A 16,730-nucleotide genomic window follows, 5' to 3' on the forward strand; every position below is an offset into this window, starting at 1 on the left:
CGCCCCCGGCTAGACTGGGAACCATGCCCGAACCGAAAGTCGCCAGTTTTCCGGCGATCCGCGGTGCGCTGAAGTTCTACCAGATCGCGTCGATCATCACCGGAGTCATGCTGCTCCTGCTGGTCGCCGAGATGGTGCTCAAGTACACGCCGATCCGACTCGAACTCTTCCTCGGCGGCTCCGGAGGCTTCCTCTGGTTCGCGCCCGTCGTCGAAGGCGCCGAGGGGCTGGTCTCGACCGGTGACGGTGCGAACCTGTCGCTGGGCATCCTCGTCGCACACGGCTGGTTCTACGTCGTGTACCTCTTCGCCTGCTTCCGCGTGTGGAGCCTGATGCGCTGGCCGTTCCTGCGCTTCATCTTGCTCGCGCTCGGCGGTGTCATCCCGCTGCTGTCGTTCTTCATGGAGGCGATCGTGGCGCGCGAGGTGAAGACCTATCTCGCCGGCCGCGAGAGCGCGGAGGCGTCATCCGGCCAGGTGCCTCAGACCTCAACCACGAAAGGTGTCCGGTGACCGAACAGACCGAGACCCAGCAGCGCCCCGCGCTCGTCGTCGACTTCGGCGCGCAGTACGCGCAGCTGATCGCGCGCCGAGTGCGGGAAGCGGGCGTCTACAGCGAGATCGTGCCGCACACGGCCACGGCCGAGGAGATCGCGGCCAAGAACCCGGTGGCCATCATCCTCTCCGGCGGACCGTCATCGGTGTACGAGGAGGGCGCACCGCGTCTCGACCCCGCGGTCTTCGACCTCGGCGTTCCGACCCTCGGCATCTGCTACGGCTTCCAGTTCATGGCGCAGACCCTGGGCGGCGAGGTCGCGAACACCGGCCTGCGCGAGTACGGGGCGACGGATGCCGTGATCACCGCTGACGGCGGAACGCTGCTCGGCGGTCAGCCGGTGGAGCAGAACGTCTGGATGAGCCACGGCGACCAGGTCGCCACCGCCCCCGAGGGCTTCGAGGTGCTCGCCACCACGAGCGCGACCAAGGTCGCCGCCTTCGCGAACGAGGAGCGTGGCTTCTACGGCGTGCAGTGGCACCCCGAGGTGAAGCACTCCGACCACGGTCAGGCGGTCATCGAGAACTTCCTCCACAAGGGCGCGGGCCTCGCGTCCGACTGGAACAGCGGCAACGTGATCGCCGAGCAGATCGAGCGCATCCGCGAGCAGGTCGGCGACGCCCGCGTGATCTCCGCCCTCTCCGGCGGTGTCGACTCGGCGGTCTCCACGGCCCTGGTGCACAAGGCGATCGGTGACCAGCTCACCGCGGTCTTCGTCGACCACGGGCTCCTTCGCAAGGGTGAGCGCGAGCAGGTCGAGAAGGACTATGTCGAGTCCACCGGCGTCCGTCTGATCACGGTCGACGCGGCCGACACGTTCCTCGGTCACCTCGAGGGCGTGACGGATCCCGAGGAGAAGCGCAAGATCATCGGGCGCGAGTTCATCCGCGCCTTCGAGAAGGTGCAGCTCGACCTCGTCGCCGAGGCGAAGGCCTCGGGCGGCGCTCCGGTGAAGTTCCTCGTGCAGGGCACGCTGTACCCCGACGTCGTCGAGTCCGGCGGCGGTGCAGGCACCGCGAACATCAAATCGCACCACAACGTGGGTGGACTTCCCGACGACCTCGACTTCGAACTGATCGAGCCGCTGCGCGCGCTCTTCAAGGACGAGGTCCGTGCGATCGGCCGTGAGCTCGGCATCCCCGAGGCGATCGTGGGCCGCCAGCCGTTCCCTGGTCCCGGGCTCGGCATCCGCATCATCGGCGAGGTCACGAAGGATCGTCTGGAGATCCTCCGCGAGGCCGACGCGATCGCCCGCGAAGAGCTCACCAAGGCGGGCCTCGACCAGGAAATCTGGCAGTGCCCCGTGGTGCTGCTCGCGGACGTCCGGTCGGTCGGCGTCCAGGGCGACGGTCGCACCTACGGTCACCCGATCGTGCTGCGTCCGGTGTCCAGCGAGGACGCGATGACCGCCGACTGGACCCGTCTGCCCTACGACGTGCTGTCGAAGATCTCGAACCGCATCACCAACAGCGTGCGCGACGTCAATCGCGTCGTCCTCGACGTGACCTCCAAGCCGCCGGGGACCATCGAGTGGGAGTGAGCGCTGTGCGCTGACTCCCTGTCGTACGCGAAGACCCCGTCTGGATTCCAGGCGGGGTCTTCGCGTCTGTCGGCCCGGCGCCGGGCCCACGCATCACTGCGAGATCGTGAGATTCGAGAAGAACGCCTCGGTCCCGATGTCGACGAACAGTCCGACCGCTCCGTCGATCGGTGCTGCCAGCAGACGCTCGACCCGGAGGACGGCTGTGCCGTCGACGCGAGCGGTGATGACGTCCTCGTCGATCCGCACGTTGAGAGTGATCCACTCGTCCGGTCCGATGTCCGCCGCGGCTTCATAGCCTTCATCCGGCCGCTGATCGCGCAGCGTGTCGAACGGCCACTCCGGATAGGCGAAGTACTGGATCGCCCGTCGGTCTCGCGGCGGTGGCGGGTCGGCTTTTCGTCCGTTCAGGGGACGGAGGTAGACGGACTGGAACGCGGAGGCGTCGGCGGAGGCGTGGAAGGCGATGCCGGCGAACGCGCGCGAGTCGAACGTCGTCTTCCTGTTGAGGCGAGACAGAATGTCGACCTCGATCGAACCGGTCCGAAGTGTGACGGGAAGCTCCACGTACGTGGGCTGGTCGACGTAGTCCACGCCGGGGATGCCCTGCGTGGTGATCTGATCGGTGAGCTCGACGCGCAACGCGTCTCGCCCCGCGACGGAAGCCGATCGTGCGGTCACTCCGCGCAGGGTGGATCCGTCCGGCAGCGTCTCGAGCGTCGCCGCGTACTCGCGACCCGCCGCCTTCGTCGTCTGCGATCGGCTCGCCAGGAACCGCGCGTGAGCGATCTCGGGGGAGGGGATCATGGCAGCACGACACCCTTGCCGCCGACCGCTCCCGCCTCCATGTCCTCGTGCGCGCGCACGATGTCATCGATCCGGTAGGTCCGACCGAGCGGGATCACGGCCTCGCCGGTGGCGACGGCGTCGAGGAACTCCTCCAGGGTCGCGGCTGAGAGGTCCGTCCCTTCGCCGGAGTATGCGGTGAGCCGGACGCCGTTGGGCAGCCAGTCCATGGGGTAGAAGTCCGGGATCGTCCAGTTGTCGGAGAGCATGCCGGTGAAGCACACGGTGCCGCCGGTGCGGACCGCCTGCAGGGTGTCCTTCATCACATCGACGCCGACGAGCTCGACGGCGCCGTCGACGCCCTCGGGGACGAGCTCTCGAATCTGCGCGGCGACCTCGCCGTCATCGATGAGGACGTGGTCGACCCCGACCGATCTGAGCTGCTCGACGGCCTCGGGACGGCGGGTGGTGGCGTAGACCGTGAGACCCTGCAGCTTCGCGAGGACGGCGATCGTGAGGCCGACGGAGGATGTGCCGCCACGGATGAGGACGGACTGCCCACGCTGCGCGTCCAGTCCGACGCGGAGGGATCCGGCGGCGGTCTGCAGCATCTCGGGCACCGCGCCCAGCTGTTCCCACGGCAGTTCGCTTCGGAACGGGATCACCTGATGAGCGGGGACGACGACATACTCGGCGTAGCCGCCGTCGAACTCGCGACCCATCCCGCCCATCATGGTCATCACGGTCTGCCCGGGTGCGAACTCGCCCGAGGGTGCGGCGACGACCACGCCTGTCGCTTCGATCCCGGGGATCCGGGGGAAGGAGCCCGAACTGCCGACGCCACGTCGGAAGTGGAGCTCGGACCGGTTGAGCCCGAACGCCTCGACCCGGATCAGCACCTGCCCCGCTGCTGCTTCGGGGCGGGGCACCTCGCGAATCCTGAGGACGTCCGGACCGCCTGGTTCTTCGACGAGGACGGCGCGCATCATGGTCATCCTCGTGCCTCCGCTCGTTCTGCATCCGCTCTCTCGATGACGGCCGCGATCGCGGCGAGATGCGCTGCCGCGTTCGGTCCCAGGACTTCGCGCAGCGCGGTGTCGATCGCGGGGTTGGTGGCGGTCAACGCCGTGCGTCCGGCGGTCGTGAGGAAGATCCGCGAGCTGCGACGGTCGTCGGGGTCGGATCGTCGTTCCACGAGTCCGTCGCTCTCCATCCGATCGATGAGCCGGCTCGCTCCACCCACGGTGATGACGAGGGAGTCGACGATGTCCTGAATGCGCACCCCGGCGTCGGTGTCGGCGAGTTCGAGAATGCCGTGTCGCGCGAGTGAGGCCGTATGCGGGATGGAGCGCACCGAGCGCTCCACGTCGTTCCAGAGTGCTGTCTCGAATCGGACGAGTCCGATGAAGTCGTCGCGCAGGTTGGCCATGCCAACAATCTAACACGGAAGATACTTACATGTAATTCTTATCGGAGAGGATGTTTGCGATTCACTCCATCTGATGTCGCCCGATATATTGAATCCGCGGGTTCGCTCGCCGACTGAGAGGAAGCAGCTCATGCGCATCACCCCTCGCGTCTGGATCGGCTTGGCGATCTACGTCGGCTATGTCCTCGTCATCTTCGTGGTGTCGAAATTGAGCGGGGTGGCGTATACCGACATCGGCAAGTCCGCCGACTTCACGTGGCGTGGTGCGGTGCTCGACCTCGCTGTCGGCGCGGTGCTGCTCGCGATCACGACGTGGCTCCTGGGGTGGTGGAAGCCTGCACTGTTCGAGCGCAAGCGCTCGCAGCACACGTGGCCGATCTTCGTCCCCGCGCTCATGCTCGTCGTCGCGGTCGTGAACCTCTCCAGCACCGACTGGTCGAAGTTCGACGCGTCGTTCCTCCTCTCGCTGCTCGCCCTCGGGGTCGCTGTCGGATTCTGCGAAGAGCTGCTGTCGCGGGGCCTCCTGCTGACCGCGTTCCGCTCCCGCCTTTCTGAGGTGTGGGTGTGGCTGCTCACCTCCGCACTCTTCGGCGGGATGCACATCATCAACGCCGCACTCGGCGCGCCCCTCGGAATCACCCTCGGACAGGTCGTCATCGCCGCGATGTCCGGTACCTGCTTCTACATCGTGCGGCGGGTCACGGGTTCGCTCATCTGGGCCATGGCTCTCCATGGAATCTGGGATGTCTCCGTCTTCGCGGTCGGCTTCGCACCCCTCGGAGGAGCATGGGCGAGCGTTCTCGGGCCGGTGATCGGCATTCTCGCAGTCGCTGTCGTCTACTGGGTCATCAAGGGAACCGACGAGAAGCCGGTGGCTTCGGCAGGGGCCACAGAATCCGCGCGGTGATAGACCTCAGCTAGAACCTTCGCCCGCCGGAGCGGCCGGGCGCTAGAACCTTCGCCCGCCGGAGCGGCCGGATGACCGGCTCCCACCGCCGGACGACCTGCCTCCGGAGCGGCTTCCCGAGCTGCCTCGCGAACGGCTCCCGCCGGATGACCACCCGCGGGATGAGGAGGACGATCCACCCCAACCCGAAGAGCTGCCGCCTCCGCCGCCGCTCCCGTTGCCGAACGCGCCGACGAGGGCACCGAACACGGCACCGCCGAGGACGAAGAACACCACGGCGCCGGGTTCGTCGCCCCCGAGGCTCAGACCGCTGACGAGTCCGAGCGCGCCGCCGCCGACCCCGCCGATCACAGCCTGCCCGCCACGGCCTTCATCGTCGGCGTACGCAGGCGAAGACGAGGGACTCGACCCGGAGGTGTCGCCCGCGCCGGACGAGTCGTACATGACGGGCTCGTCGGCAGCGGCCCGGGCCGGTCTCACGAACCGCCCCCTCTCGGGTGCGGTCGGCGCCGCGACCAGGGACTGCACCTGCTGTGCGGCGGTGAGAGCAGCCTTCGCGTGCAGATCCCCGTTCTCGGTCCCGGCGGCCTCGTGCGCCAGGGAGAGCTGTCGGAGAGCGGAGTTCAGGCGCATCAGAGGGAACGATCCGACCTCGCCGGGGCGCGCCTGCACCGACTTCTCCGCGGCTCGCACCGCTGCGGTGGCCTGCTCCAGCACTGAGCCCGCTCCAACGGACAGAGATTCACTCGGCTCACCCGACGGTGACGTCGCATCCCCATCCGTCGGCACCGGCGTCGTCGCTCCGGTGGGCGCCGACCGACGTGCGGCGAGCGCATCAGCCTGCGCGTCGACGGCGTCATGCAGGTCCTTCGCCTCCGCGAGGAGCCGCTCGATCTCGTGCACGGCCTGGGTCACTGCGCGGGGCTTCCGACTGTCGACGGCCTTCTGCAGAGCCTCGAGTTGCACGTCGGCCGCGCGCAGCCGCCTGTCGATCTCCTCGGCGTTGCCCGCGACGCCGACGAGATCGGCGGGCGGGAACGCTGCAGTGAGGGATGCGAGACCTTCGGCCGCGTCGCTCTGGAGGCGCGTGCTGTCCGCTCGCGCAGCCCTCAACCGGGAGAGGTTCTCCGACGCACCGTCGACGAGGGCGCGCAGCGAGGCGATTCGCTGAGTACGTGCGTCGAGATCCGCGTCGATCTGCGCGCACAGGCGGAGGATCTCGTCGGTCCACGACCGCGTCTCCTGGGGCGTGTCCTCCTCGGCATCCTGGAGTCTCTCCAGAAGCCGGAATCCCTGCTGCAGGCGCGTCTTGTTCTCGGCCAGCACGGCGGCGAACTCGGCTGTCGTCTCCTCGCCGAACTCGGCGGTCACGAAGCCGAGCTCCTGCTCGCTCGTGCGAATCGCCTCATCGGCCTGGACGAGTCGCTGTGCGGTGCGCTTCTTCTGCCCCTCGAGCGTCCGCAGCTCGGCGGCCAGGGCCGCGCGACGGCGCAGGAACACGACCAGGCGAGTGACGGCGAACACGAGCAGCGCGAGTGCGACGATGCCCAGCATCCATACCCACCACGGCCAGGAGGTCTCCGAGAACTCGTCTGCGACGTAGTCGATCCCGCCCGCCCAGTCGTCATCCGACAGATGGTCCGAACCCAGCCGATCCTCGATCTCGAGGATCCTCGACTCCGAGAGCGGGCCCGCCGCGACGCCGTCGCCGCCGTACTCGGCCGAGATCGCGAAGCCGCGACCCTCGGTCGCGATCGCGAGAAGGTACTGGTCGGCGGCGAGGTTGTTGAGCAGCGCGGTGTCGTCCGCCCAGGCGAGCGCATTGTCGGGACTCTCGAACTCGGGAACGAGGATGACGAACAGCTCGGGAAGGTCGGCGGCGGATGCCAGCTCGTCGAGCCGCACCTCGAGTCGCGCCTCCTCCGCGTCGCTGAGCACATCGGCGCGATCGCTGATGTGCCCCGGATCGAGCGGCGGCGGAGTCTCTGCCCGCGCGGCCGATCCGAAGACGAGTCCGGCCAGCAGGGGCAGCACCACCGCTGTCGTCGCGGTTCGCAGCATCCGGTTCCTCATCGCGCCCCCTCGCTCCGAATTCGGTTCCCGGACATCATGACACGGCTCTCATCGACCAGGCACGGACCGCCGCGGTCATGTCAGGTGCTTGAGCGCCTCTCGCCGCGACAGCCCACTGAGCTCGGCCCCGTGCGCGGCGACGAAGGCGCGCACCCACTCCGGATCGGTCTTCGCGTACTCGCGCAGCGCCCATCCGATCGCCTTGCGGATGAAGAACTCGGTGTCGTGGATGTTGGACTCGATCGCGATCGTCAGGAGCTCGCGGTCGGTGGCGGACTTTCTGCGCAGTTGCGAGATGATGCTCGCACGGCGGATCCACATGTCGTCGTCCCCTGTCCACAGCAGCATGAGCTGTGTCACCTCGAGAGGGTGTGCGGCGAGCACCTCGGTGACGCGGGCGGACACCTCGTCGACGTGATCCCACCAGGCTCCGGTGCGGATCATCTCCTCGTGGAGATCGAGCATGTCCAGCCGTGCGCGCAGCGGGCGCAGACCGATCACCGTCGTCGCGGCATAGCGCTCCTCGCGATGCGTCGCCTCGCGCCACAGGGTCGTCGCGATGGCTCGGAGCTCCTCCGGGTCGTCAGTGCCGCGGACGACCTGAGTGGTGAGACTGCGGGTGACCGGCATCGTCACTCCCAGAAACGGCATCGCCGACTTCATGTAGGCCTGCTGACCTGGAGCGATGGACGGATCGGCCGCCTCCCGCAGCGCCATGCAGATGCTGTCGACGAGGTCTGCGGCGGTCACGCAGCGAGTCTAGGCCGGGGCAGGGACACCTCTCCGAAACTTTTTTCGCGCTGATGTCGATCGCGGCCGTTCCCGTTCGACGTCTTCAATGAGAGGGTCGAATCACGATCCTGACATCAAGGAGAACATCATGAAGTACATGCTCATCATGCGGGCGACCGACGAGGCACTCGAGGCGTCGAAGGAGATCCCGTTCGAGGAGATGATCGAAGCCATGGGGCGCTACAACGAGTCGCTCATCAAGGCCGGTGTCATGGCCGGCGGCGACGGACTCACGGATGCCGCTGAGGGAGTCGTCGTCGACTTCGCGAGCGAGCCGCCGCTGGTCACCGACGGTCCCTACGGAGAGACGAAGGAGCTGTTCAACGGCTTCTGGATCCTCGAGGTCTCGTCGAAGGAAGAGGCCGTGGAGTGGGCGACCCGCTGCCCGCTCGGACCCGGCTCGAAGCTCGAGATCCGCCGCATCCACGGCGTCGAAGACTTCCCGCAGGACAACGAATGGGTCCAGAAGGAGAAGCAGTGGATCGAGGATGCCGCGGCTGCGGCATCCGAGAACTGAGCGCTGCGGAATCCGGCCATGGACCCGCAGGCGACGGCGCGCTCCGTTCCCGATGAGGGGGCGCGGCGCGCCGTCGATGCGGTGTGGCGCATCGAGTCCGCGAAGATCGTCGCGACGTTGACGCGCATGGTCGGCGACTTCGGCCTGGCCGAGGACCTCGCGCAGGATGCCCTGATCGACGCGCTGAGGCAGTGGCCGGTCGACGGTGTGCCGCGCAACGGCGCCGCCTGGCTGACGGCGGTCGCCAAGCGCAAGGCCATCGACGTCTGGCGCCGTCAGGAGCGTCTCGACGACCGGATCGCGGTGCTCGCCCATGATCTCGAACGCGAGCAGGCGGAGGGCACCGATGCCGTGCCGTGGGATCCGGATGCCGTGGACGACGACGTCCTGCGCCTGATCTTCATCGCCTGCCATCCGGTGCTCTCACGCGAGGCGCAGGTGGCGCTGACGCTCCGCGTGGTCGCCGGGCTCTCGAGCGAGGAGATCGCCAGGGCGTTCCTCGTGCCGACGGCGACCGTCCAGCAGCGGATCGTGCGCGCGAAGAAGACGCTCGCCGCGGCACACGTCGAGTTCGAGATGCCGTCGAAGAACGAGCATGCCGCGCGTCTCGGAGCAATACTCGGGGTCGTCTATCTCGTCTTCAACGAGGGGCACGCGGCCAGCAGTGGATCCGACTGGATGCGACCGGAGCTCGGGGCCGAGGCGATCCGGTTGGCGAGGGTGCTCGCCGCTCTGATGCCCCGTGAGCGCGACGTCCACAGTCTGCTCGCACTCATGGAGCTCACCGCGGCGCGGTTCCCTGCGCGGGTCGACGCCAAGGGCGACCCGGTGCTGCTGGGCGACCAGGACCGGACGCGCTGGGATCGCGGGTCGATCGCTCGGGGCAGGGCGGCGCTCGCCACCGCCGATGCGCTCGGCGGCGGGCGTAGCGCCTATGGACTTCAGGCGGCGATCGCGGAGTGTCATGCCCTCGCGGCGTCGGTCGAGGAGACCGACTGGGAGCGCATCGTGATCCTGTACGAGGCGCTCGGCCGGATCGCGCCCTCACCGATCGTCGAGCTCAACAGGGCGGCGGCGGTAGCGATGGCGACGGGACCGGCATCCGCACTGCGGATCATCGACGCCCTGGGGGAGTCGGGCGCACTGCCTGGATACCACCTGCTCCCGGCGACCCGCGGTGAGATGCTCCTCCGCTTGGGGCGTGAGGAGGAGGCGCGGAGCGAGTTCGCTGCGGCCGCCGCGCTCGCCGGCAACGATCGTGAGCGCGCGCTGCTCGAAGCGAAGGCGGCGGTGCGCTGACCCTCTCAGCGAGGCGCCCAGGCCGGGGTACGCCAGTGGTGCAGCGGGGACTGCTCAGTCGGCGTCTGCCGAGAAGACGGGGCTGAGGAAGCGGCGCTCGTAACGGCGGATGCACTGGGTTCTGCGCGCCAACTCGAACGCCTCTACGCGCTCGGGGTCGGTCTGCGAGGCCGTGCGGTAGATCTCGTACTCGGCGAAGGAAGGGAAAGTGAACAGCGCGAACGCTTCGTCGCTGTCGCCTTCGCTGGGCATGAAGTAGCCGTGGTGGGTTCCTCCGTGCTTCGTCACCAGTCGGATCCAGGCGCGACCGTACTCGGTGAAGTCGTCGAGCTTGTCCGGATCGATCTCGTAGCGCAGGTGAACCGTGATCATGTCGTCTCATCCTCGCGGGGTGTGGAGTTTGATGCTCGTCAGCCGATGCGGTTGCCAGTGCTCGTCGATCGTCGAGAGTGCGTCGATCACGTTGCGAGCATCGTCTGCCATGTGCCCAGAGTAGCTGCGTGCGCATCGTCATCGCGGGCCGACGGGTGGCTTGTGATCCGCGCGGCCGCGATCGATCCGGGCTGCGGGGCACGGCGATCGCCTTCACCGCATACCCGACTTCTCCAGACACGCGAAAAGCCCGTCCCCTTCGTAGACCGGAGTCTTCGAAGGGGACGGGCGGTTGCCGTGGATGACGGCTCAGTCGTTGACGCGGCTGCCGCGACCCACGATCAGACCGTAGATCAGCAGGACGATGATCGAGCCGCCGATCGCCAGGAGCCAGCTGGAGAGGTCGAAGAAGCTGTCGACGCCCACGCCGAATATGACGCTGCCGAGCCACCCGCCGAGGATCGCACCGACCACGCCGAGGATCAGTGTCACGATCCAGCCGCCGCCCTGCTTACCGGGGAGGATCAGCTTGGCGATGGCACCGGCGATGAGACCGAGAAGAAGGAATCCGAGAAAGCCCATGTTCAGCTCCTTTGTGTGGTGAGCCCTGGGGTGCCGGGGCTCGTGATGACCACTGTCGCGCCAGGTCCCGCCGCCGACCAACCCCCTTGCGCAGAGGTGCCCGGATGTGGCAAGAAGCCCGCCTCCTCGGAAGGAGACGGGCCTCTCGGTGATGAGCTGACGGGGTCAGTTGTTCCCGCGCACGATCGCGATGATGCGGAGGATCTCGACGTAGAGCCAGACCACGGTGACCATGATGCCGAAGGCGCCGAGCCAGCCGTACTTGCGGGGAGCGCCGTTGCGCACACCCTGCTGGATCTGATCGAAGTCGAGGACCAGCGAGTACGCGGCCATCAGCACGACGAGCACGCCGATGATCGCACCGAGCGGGATGCCCATGATCTCGATCTGCCCTCGCAGACCGAAGGGGTTGTCGGTGACGCCGGTCCACATCAGGACGACGTTGAGGAGCGAGAAGACCAGGTAGCCGACCATCGCGATCATGAAGATCTTGGTCGCCCGCTTCGACGCACGGATCTTCCCGCTCGCGAAGAGTGCCAGGGTCACACCGACCACCGAGAGGGTCGCGAGGGTGGCCTGGAAGACGATGCCCGGGTAGAGCACCTCGAAGAACGCCGAGATGCCGCCGATGAAGAGACCCTCGAAGGCCGCGTAGGCGAAGATCAGTGCGGGGCGCACCTTCTTGCGCGAGGTGAAGGTGATGACGAGGGCCAGCACGAAGCCGCCCAGTGCGCCCACGATCCACGGCAGCATGTTGATGGTCGAGTCGGCGTACGGGTCGATCCGGGTGGAGAGACCACCCAGCGTGACGACCCATCCGACGACAGCGGCGACCACGAGGATGCCGAAGAGTCCGGCGGTCTTCCAGACCGTGTCCTCGACGCTCATCCGGTCGGTCTCGATGGCGCCCGCCGGGGGAGCGGCGTACATTCCCTCGAGCTGGGCGTTCGTCGCAGCGTCGATGCTCGCGTGCTGGAACGATGCGGCCTGTGCCCCCTGAGCGCCCTGCGGAGCTCCCGGGTAGGTCGCGACGTTACGCGGATCCTGCTGCTGGAACGCCGGATTGTTGAAAGCGAAATTGCTCATGGTGGGCCTCACTCCAAAGGGGTCGTAGGTCGCTTTCCTCCACGATACCCGGCTCCTCCGACACGCGGGGTGTCCTACGCTGAGAGCGTGCCCAGGAAATCCCCCCTCGTCATCGGGCATCGCGGTGCCCCCGGCTATCGACCCGAGCACAGCCGCTCGTCGTACGAACTCGCGTTCGCGATGGGCGTCGACGCGGTCGAGCCCGACGTCGTCGCCACCGGGGACGGCGTGCTCGTCGTTCGGCACGAGAACGAGATCTCGGGCACGACCGACGTGGCGGAGCATCCGGAGTTCGCCGATCGCAAGACGACCAAGCGTGTCGACGGCGAGGCCATCACCGGGTGGTTCACAGAGGACTTCACCTGGGCCGAGCTCGCCACGCTCCGATGCCGCGAGCGCCTGCCCAAGGTGCGGCCGTCGAGCGCGAGCTTCGACGGCGGCCAGCCGATCCTGCGTCTCACCGATCTGCTCGACCTCGTCCGCGCGGCATCCGTCGAGCACGGACGTGAGATCGGCGTTGTTCTCGAGGTGAAGCACGCCACCTACTTCGCGTCGATCGGCATCGATCTGGTGCCGCTCATCGACCGCGACCTGAGAGCCGCGGGCTGGGCCGACGGCGAGCTGCCGTTGATCGTCGAGAGCTTCGAGTCGACGGTGCTGGGCCGGCTCCGTGAGCGCGGCATCCGCGCCTCGTACATCTATCTCATCGAGGCATCAGGGCGCCCGTACGATCTGGCCGTGGCGCAGGGGCGCCACGCGCTGTCGTACCGGGCGACCGTCGCGCCCCGGGGGCTGGACGGGCTGGTCGGCAGCGTCGACGGCGTGAGCGTGGATCGGAAGATGCTGCTGGCGCGTGGGAACACGATCGTCGAGGATGCCCACGCTCGCGGTCTGAAGGTCTTCACCTGGACCTGTCGACCGGAGAACGCGTTCCTCGCCGCGGACTTCCGCGGCGCGGGGGACAAGGGCGACTTCGGGGACTACGAATCGGAATGGCGGGTCATCGCCGACACGGGAGTGGACGGGGTGTTCGTCGACCACCCCGATCTGGGCGTGGGCTTCTTCCGGAGCTGAGCCGTCAGAGTGGACCGAGGACGCTGGTCACATCGGCCTCCAACCGAAGCACACGCAGCGGTTCGAGGATCTCGCGCTCCTCGAACCGGAAGTGCGACTCCATGATCGCTCCGATGCCGTCGAGGTGCCGTTCGATCGCATCTCGGTTCTCACCGCTCTCGACCGCGCGGCGCAGCTCGGCCAGCAGGTGCGTCAGCATCGAGTGATCCTGCATGAGCTTGTCGATCGCCCCGGAGAGCTCGGGCCTCTCGGTGCGCAGCGCGGGGAACAGCGCACGGTCCTCGCCACGGTGATGGCGATCGGCATCCATCCCGATCACCCTAGCGGCGTGACCGGCTCAGCGCTGGGCGAAGGCGCCGGTACGGGTCGAGACGATCTCCTTGCCGAGCGGCATGAGCGACACCGGGATCAGCTTGAAGTCGGCGATGCCCATCGGGATGCCGATGATCGTGATGCACAGCGCGACGCCCGAGACGATGTGACCGATCGCCAGCCACCATCCGGCCAGAACCACCCAGATGACGTTGCCGATCGCGGACCCTACTCCCGATGTCGGCTTCGCGACCACCTCGCGGCCGAAGGGCCAGATCGCGTAGCCCGCGATGCGGAACGAGGCGATCGCCCAAGGGATGGTGACGATCGGGATGCACAGCAGGATGCCGGCGAGCATGTAGCCGAGCCAGAGGCCGAGCCCGGCGAAGATCACCCAGATGATGTTCAAGATCGTGCGCATGCCCCGATTGTCGCATCGACACGCTGCGATCCCGCCGAGCGCGTGATCGCCACCTGCCGTTCACTTGGCGGACACCGTCCGGGCGGCATCCGTCCACCCGCCGCCGCTGGTCTGGGGAGGACACCCGTCTTCCCCCTCCAGGAGCCCCCATGCCCCGCCTGCACTCCGCGGCGGCGATCACGACGGTCTGCGCGCTCAGCGCCGCCGCCCTGCTCGCCGTGCCGCTGTCCGCCACCGCCGCCGAACCCGGCATCCGCATCAACGAGGTCGAGTCGAACGGAGGGACGCCGGGCGACTGGATCGAGTTCCTCAACACCTCGTCCGCCGAGGTCGATCTCAGCGGCTTCGTCGTCAAGGACAACAAGGACGACAGCACCTACACGATCCCGTCGGGGACGGTCGTCGCCCCCGGCGCCTTCCTCGTGATCGATGAGCTCTCCGGCGGCGCCGGGGACTTCGACTTCGGCCTCGGCAAGGAGGATCAGGTCCGTCTCCTCACGCCCGACGGCGTCCTGATCGATGAGACCTCGTGGACTGCTCACGCTCCGCAGACCTGGGGTGTGCGCGAGGTCGACGGCGTCGCCTCCTGGGCGGAGACGTCGGAGGCCACCAAGGGGACGGCGAACGTCTTCGTGTCGGAGCAGCCGACCGGCGGCTCGATCGCGATCAACGAGGTGGACTCGCAGCCCGCCGACTGGGTCGAGTTCCACAACGCCGGGGACGCGGCCCTCGACATCTCCGGGTACGAGATCCGCGACAACTCCGACGATCACCGCTGGCAGTTCCTGCCGGGGACGTCGATCGCGGCCGGTGCCTTCCTCGTCGTGGACGAGGCCTCGATCGGCCTGGTCGCCGGCGTCGAGACCGCGTTCCGCGACCCGATCGGCATCGGCAGCGCCGACCGCATCCGTCTGTTCGACGCCGACGGCGTGATGATCGACGACACGCTGCCCTGGAGCGGACACGCGGCGATCGACGGCGACGCCGGTGCGGCGACGCTCGCCCGCTGCCCCGACGGGCAGGGAGCGTTCGTGCTCGCGCATCCGACCCCCGGGGCGGCCAACAGCTGCGTCACACCGGACGTCGCCATCAACGAGATCGAGTCCAACGGCGACACGACCGACTGGGTCGAGGTCGTCAACACCGGCACCACCCCCGTGGACATCTCCGGCTGGTCGGTCATGGACAACGACCCTGTCGGTCACGCGTCCGAGACGACGCCGCTGCCCGCCGGTACGACTCTCGAACCCGGCGCCTACCGAGTGTTCGACCAGCCCACCGACTTCGTGTTCGGTCTGGGAGGCGGCGACACCGTGACCCTCCGGGACGCGAACGGGAACGTCGTCGACGAGCACGTGTACGCGGCGCACGCGGCGGGCGTCCTCGCGCGCTGCGAAGACGGCACCGGCGACTTCGTCGACATCGCGGTGTCCACCAAGGGCCTTCGCAACGCCTGCGGCAACCCCGTCCGCCTCAACGAGGTCGAGTCCGACGGCGGATCGCCCGACGACTGGATCGAACTGGTCAACCCCACGACGGATGCTCTCGACGTCTCGGGCGTCATCGTGAAGGACGACGACGACACGCACTCCTATGCGATCCCTGCCGGGACGGTCATCGTCGCCGGCGGCTACCTCGTGATCGAGCGCGATCAGCTCGGCTTCGGGCTCGGCGGAGGCGACGCCGTTCGCCTCTTCGATGGCGACCTGCTGATCGACTCGACGACGTGGGGGGAGGGCCACGCCGCCACCACCTGGGGGCGCTGCCCCGACGCCACCGGCGCCTTCGCCGCGACGGCGGAGAGCACGAAGGGCTCGGCGAACGTCTGCGCCGGCGAGATCATCGTCTCACCGTGGCCCGGTTCCGCCGAGGTCGCGGTGCTCGACAGCGTGCCGACCTTCCTGGAGGACTCCTCGGGGCTCGATGTGCAGGAGACGGCCGACGGAGCCTTCCTCTGGGCGGTCGACAACGGCGAGGGGCGGATCTGGAAGCTCGAGGCGCATGCCGACGGCACCGTGTCGAAGATCGCGGGCTGGGAGTCGGGCAAGCGCGTGCGGTTCCAGAAGGACGCGGCGAACCCTGGCGCGGCGGGGCCCGACACCGAGGGCATCACGGTCGACGGTGAAGGGCTCGTCTACGTGGCGTCCGAGCGCGACAACAGCGCGAAGGGCGTCAACCAGAACCTCATCCTGCAGGTCGACCCGGAGGCGTCTGCCGGTGACCTCATCGCACAGCAGGAGTGGGACCTGACGGCGCTCCTCCCCGCGGTCGGCGCCAATCTCGGCATCGAGGCGGTGCAGTGGGTGCCGGACACGGCTCTCGAGGGCGCGCTCTTCGACGTCAACACGGGTGCTCCGTACTCCGCATCCGGCTACGCCGGTCACGGCGACGGTCTGTTCTTCGTGGCGGTCGAGGACAACGGGCACGTGTACGCCTTCGCGCTCGGTGCGGACGGCGTCCCGACGCTCGTGTCGGAGGTCGCCCCAGGCCTCGCGGGCGTGATGGCGCTCGACTACGACAGCGTGCTCGATGTGCTGTGGGCGGTCTGCGACGACGGCTGCCAGGGGCGCTCGGCGCAGATCACGCTGAACGGCACCGCCACGCCGGGTCTCGCGCACTTCGCCCGTCCCGCGGGCATGCCTGACATCAACAACGAGGGCTTCGCCACGGCCCCGGCGACGCTCGCGGTGGACGGCGAACGTCCCGTCTGGTGGTTCGCCGACGGCTTCGCCTCGGAGTCGCTGCGCACAGGGACGCTGCCCGCGGCCGTCACGGAGACTCCTGGCGAGGGCACGGGAGAGCAGCCTGGTGTCGAGGCGCCGGGAACGATCGATCCGTCTGCGAACGACGGATCGGGAAGCACTCAGGGCGCGCTGGCGGCGACCGGTGCCGAGATCCCGGCCATCGCCGTGCTCCTCGCCGTCGCGCTGCTGATCGCGGGTCTTCTCGTGGTGAGGCGCCGCGCGGCGCGCTGACGTCGCCACA

General features: G+C 68.2%; 17 protein-coding genes. 7 read left to right on the plus strand and 10 right to left on the minus strand.

The window, feature by feature from the left end:
- The first annotated feature begins 23 nt into the window (after positions 1–23).
- Positions 24–512 (plus strand): DUF3817 domain-containing protein, encoded by a 489-nt coding sequence (locus ACI3KS_RS00450; RefSeq protein WP_404914056.1) that lies wholly within the window; start codon positions 24–26, stop codon positions 510–512.
- Entirely contained in the window at positions 509–2,095 is a 1,587-nt protein-coding gene (gene guaA / locus ACI3KS_RS00455) for a glutamine-hydrolyzing GMP synthase (protein ID WP_404914058.1), read from the plus strand. The genes ACI3KS_RS00450 and guaA overlap by 4 nt, the downstream gene beginning before the upstream one ends.
- A 93-nt stretch (positions 2,096–2,188) precedes the next feature.
- Here guaA and ACI3KS_RS00460 read toward each other — a convergent pair whose 3' ends face one another.
- The 3 genes from ACI3KS_RS00460 to ACI3KS_RS00470 are packed head-to-tail and all read right to left on the minus strand — an operon-like array spanning position 2,189 to position 4,310.
- Positions 2,189–2,902 carry a hypothetical protein gene (locus tag ACI3KS_RS00460; RefSeq protein ID WP_404914060.1) on the minus strand — a complete coding sequence of 238 codons (714 nt, stop codon included), beginning with the start codon at positions 2,900–2,902 and terminating at the stop codon, positions 2,189–2,191.
- Positions 2,899–3,870: a zinc-binding alcohol dehydrogenase family protein gene (locus ACI3KS_RS00465; RefSeq protein WP_404914062.1), complete on the minus strand. Its 972-nt coding sequence runs from the start codon at positions 3,868–3,870 to the stop codon at positions 2,899–2,901. Before ACI3KS_RS00465 ends, ACI3KS_RS00460 begins: the two co-directional genes overlap by 4 nt.
- A gap of 2 nt (positions 3,871–3,872) precedes the next feature.
- Positions 3,873–4,310: a MarR family winged helix-turn-helix transcriptional regulator gene (locus ACI3KS_RS00470; protein ID WP_404914064.1), complete on the minus strand. Its 438-nt coding sequence runs from the start codon at positions 4,308–4,310 to the stop codon at positions 3,873–3,875.
- 130 nt (positions 4,311–4,440) lie between these two features.
- On the opposite strand from ACI3KS_RS00470, the gene ACI3KS_RS00475 reads away from it, so the two are divergent.
- Positions 4,441–5,217 (plus strand): CPBP family intramembrane glutamic endopeptidase, encoded by a 777-nt coding sequence (locus tag ACI3KS_RS00475; RefSeq protein WP_404914066.1) that lies wholly within the window; start codon positions 4,441–4,443, stop codon positions 5,215–5,217.
- A gap of 42 nt (positions 5,218–5,259) precedes the next feature.
- Here ACI3KS_RS00475 and ACI3KS_RS00480 read toward each other — a convergent pair whose 3' ends face one another.
- Together ACI3KS_RS00480 and ACI3KS_RS00485 are read right to left on the minus strand one after the other, a co-directional pair.
- Entirely contained in the window at positions 5,260–7,278 is a 2,019-nt protein-coding gene (locus tag ACI3KS_RS00480) for a TPM domain-containing protein (RefSeq protein WP_404914068.1), read from the minus strand.
- An 87-nt stretch (positions 7,279–7,365) separates the two neighbouring features.
- The gene (locus ACI3KS_RS00485) at positions 7,366–8,040 is read right to left on the minus strand and encodes a DNA alkylation repair protein (RefSeq protein WP_404914070.1); all 675 of its coding nucleotides are present in this window, start codon (positions 8,038–8,040) and stop codon (positions 7,366–7,368) included.
- 130 nt (positions 8,041–8,170) lie between these two features.
- Here ACI3KS_RS00485 and ACI3KS_RS00490 point away from each other — a divergent pair, with 130 nt between their 5' ends.
- Both ACI3KS_RS00490 and ACI3KS_RS00495 read left to right on the plus strand, forming a co-directional pair.
- The gene (locus ACI3KS_RS00490; protein WP_404914072.1) at positions 8,171–8,599 is read left to right on the plus strand and encodes a YciI family protein; all 429 of its coding nucleotides are present in this window, start codon (positions 8,171–8,173) and stop codon (positions 8,597–8,599) included.
- An 18-nt stretch (positions 8,600–8,617) separates the two neighbouring features.
- Positions 8,618–9,898 carry an RNA polymerase sigma factor gene (locus tag ACI3KS_RS00495; protein ID WP_404914074.1) on the plus strand — a complete coding sequence of 427 codons (1,281 nt, stop codon included), beginning with the start codon at positions 8,618–8,620 and terminating at the stop codon, positions 9,896–9,898.
- A gap of 54 nt (positions 9,899–9,952) precedes the next feature.
- Here the strand turns inward: ACI3KS_RS00495 and ACI3KS_RS00500 are convergent, their stop codons facing one another.
- The 3 genes from ACI3KS_RS00500 to ACI3KS_RS00510 all read right to left on the minus strand — a co-directional run bounded on the left by ACI3KS_RS00500 (position 9,953) and on the right by ACI3KS_RS00510 (position 11,938).
- Positions 9,953–10,270, minus strand: a complete 318-nt coding sequence (locus tag ACI3KS_RS00500; protein WP_404914076.1) for an NIPSNAP family protein — start codon at positions 10,268–10,270, stop codon at positions 9,953–9,955.
- 309 nt (positions 10,271–10,579) lie between these two features.
- The gene (locus ACI3KS_RS00505; RefSeq protein ID WP_404914078.1) at positions 10,580–10,852 is read right to left on the minus strand and encodes a GlsB/YeaQ/YmgE family stress response membrane protein; all 273 of its coding nucleotides are present in this window, start codon (positions 10,850–10,852) and stop codon (positions 10,580–10,582) included.
- 165 nt (positions 10,853–11,017) lie between these two features.
- Positions 11,018–11,938, minus strand: coding sequence for a Bax inhibitor-1/YccA family protein (locus tag ACI3KS_RS00510; protein ID WP_404914080.1), 921 nt, complete (start codon positions 11,936–11,938; stop codon positions 11,018–11,020).
- An 87-nt stretch (positions 11,939–12,025) separates the two neighbouring features.
- Here ACI3KS_RS00510 and ACI3KS_RS00515 point away from each other — a divergent pair, with 87 nt between their 5' ends.
- Positions 12,026–13,012 (plus strand): glycerophosphodiester phosphodiesterase family protein, encoded by a 987-nt coding sequence (locus ACI3KS_RS00515; protein WP_404914082.1) that lies wholly within the window; start codon positions 12,026–12,028, stop codon positions 13,010–13,012.
- Between the two features lie 4 nt (positions 13,013–13,016).
- Here the strand turns inward: ACI3KS_RS00515 and ACI3KS_RS00520 are convergent, their stop codons facing one another.
- Both ACI3KS_RS00520 and ACI3KS_RS00525 read right to left on the minus strand, forming a co-directional pair.
- A complete protein-coding gene (locus ACI3KS_RS00520; protein ID WP_404914084.1) occupies positions 13,017–13,322 on the minus strand; it encodes a hemerythrin domain-containing protein in 306 nt (101 codons plus the stop codon).
- Between the two features lie 27 nt (positions 13,323–13,349).
- Entirely contained in the window at positions 13,350–13,745 is a 396-nt protein-coding gene (locus ACI3KS_RS00525) for a YccF domain-containing protein (protein WP_404914086.1), read from the minus strand.
- A 149-nt stretch (positions 13,746–13,894) separates the two neighbouring features.
- On the opposite strand from ACI3KS_RS00525, the gene ACI3KS_RS00530 reads away from it, so the two are divergent.
- Positions 13,895–16,720: a lamin tail domain-containing protein gene (locus ACI3KS_RS00530; protein WP_404914088.1), complete on the plus strand. Its 2,826-nt coding sequence runs from the start codon at positions 13,895–13,897 to the stop codon at positions 16,718–16,720.
- Positions 16,721–16,730: the final 10 nt, after the last annotated feature.

It is taken from the genome of Microbacterium sp. ZW T5_45 (assembly GCF_044987415.1).
GTDB lineage: Bacteria > Actinomycetota > Actinomycetes > Actinomycetales > Microbacteriaceae > Microbacterium.

Bases quoted from the DNA above. Each gene is read 5' to 3' on its own strand.
- ACI3KS_RS00450 (WP_404914056.1), top strand. From the start codon at position 24: ATGCCCGAACCGAAAGTCGCCAGTTTTCCGGCGATCCGCGGTGCGCTG.
- ACI3KS_RS00460 (WP_404914060.1), bottom strand. From the start codon at position 2,902: ATGATCCCCTCCCCCGAGATCGCTCACGCGCGGTTCCTGGCGAGCCGA.
- ACI3KS_RS00465 (WP_404914062.1), bottom strand. From the start codon at position 3,870: ATGATGCGCGCCGTCCTCGTCGAAGAACCAGGCGGTCCGGACGTCCTC.
- ACI3KS_RS00470 (WP_404914064.1), bottom strand. From the start codon at position 4,310: ATGGCCAACCTGCGCGACGACTTCATCGGACTCGTCCGATTCGAGACA.
- ACI3KS_RS00475 (WP_404914066.1), top strand. From the start codon at position 4,441: ATGCGCATCACCCCTCGCGTCTGGATCGGCTTGGCGATCTACGTCGGC.
- ACI3KS_RS00480 (WP_404914068.1), bottom strand. From the start codon at position 7,278: ATGCTGCGAACCGCGACGACAGCGGTGGTGCTGCCCCTGCTGGCCGGA.
- ACI3KS_RS00490 (WP_404914072.1), top strand. From the start codon at position 8,171: ATGAAGTACATGCTCATCATGCGGGCGACCGACGAGGCACTCGAGGCG.
- ACI3KS_RS00495 (WP_404914074.1), top strand. From the start codon at position 8,618: ATGGACCCGCAGGCGACGGCGCGCTCCGTTCCCGATGAGGGGGCGCGG.
- ACI3KS_RS00500 (WP_404914076.1), bottom strand. From the start codon at position 10,270: ATGATCACGGTTCACCTGCGCTACGAGATCGATCCGGACAAGCTCGAC.
- ACI3KS_RS00505 (WP_404914078.1), bottom strand. From the start codon at position 10,852: ATGGGCTTTCTCGGATTCCTTCTTCTCGGTCTCATCGCCGGTGCCATC.
- ACI3KS_RS00510 (WP_404914080.1), bottom strand. From the start codon at position 11,938: ATGAGCAATTTCGCTTTCAACAATCCGGCGTTCCAGCAGCAGGATCCG.
- ACI3KS_RS00520 (WP_404914084.1), bottom strand. From the start codon at position 13,322: ATGGATGCCGATCGCCATCACCGTGGCGAGGACCGTGCGCTGTTCCCC.
- ACI3KS_RS00525 (WP_404914086.1), bottom strand. From the start codon at position 13,745: ATGCGCACGATCTTGAACATCATCTGGGTGATCTTCGCCGGGCTCGGC.
- ACI3KS_RS00530 (WP_404914088.1), top strand. From the start codon at position 13,895: ATGCCCCGCCTGCACTCCGCGGCGGCGATCACGACGGTCTGCGCGCTC.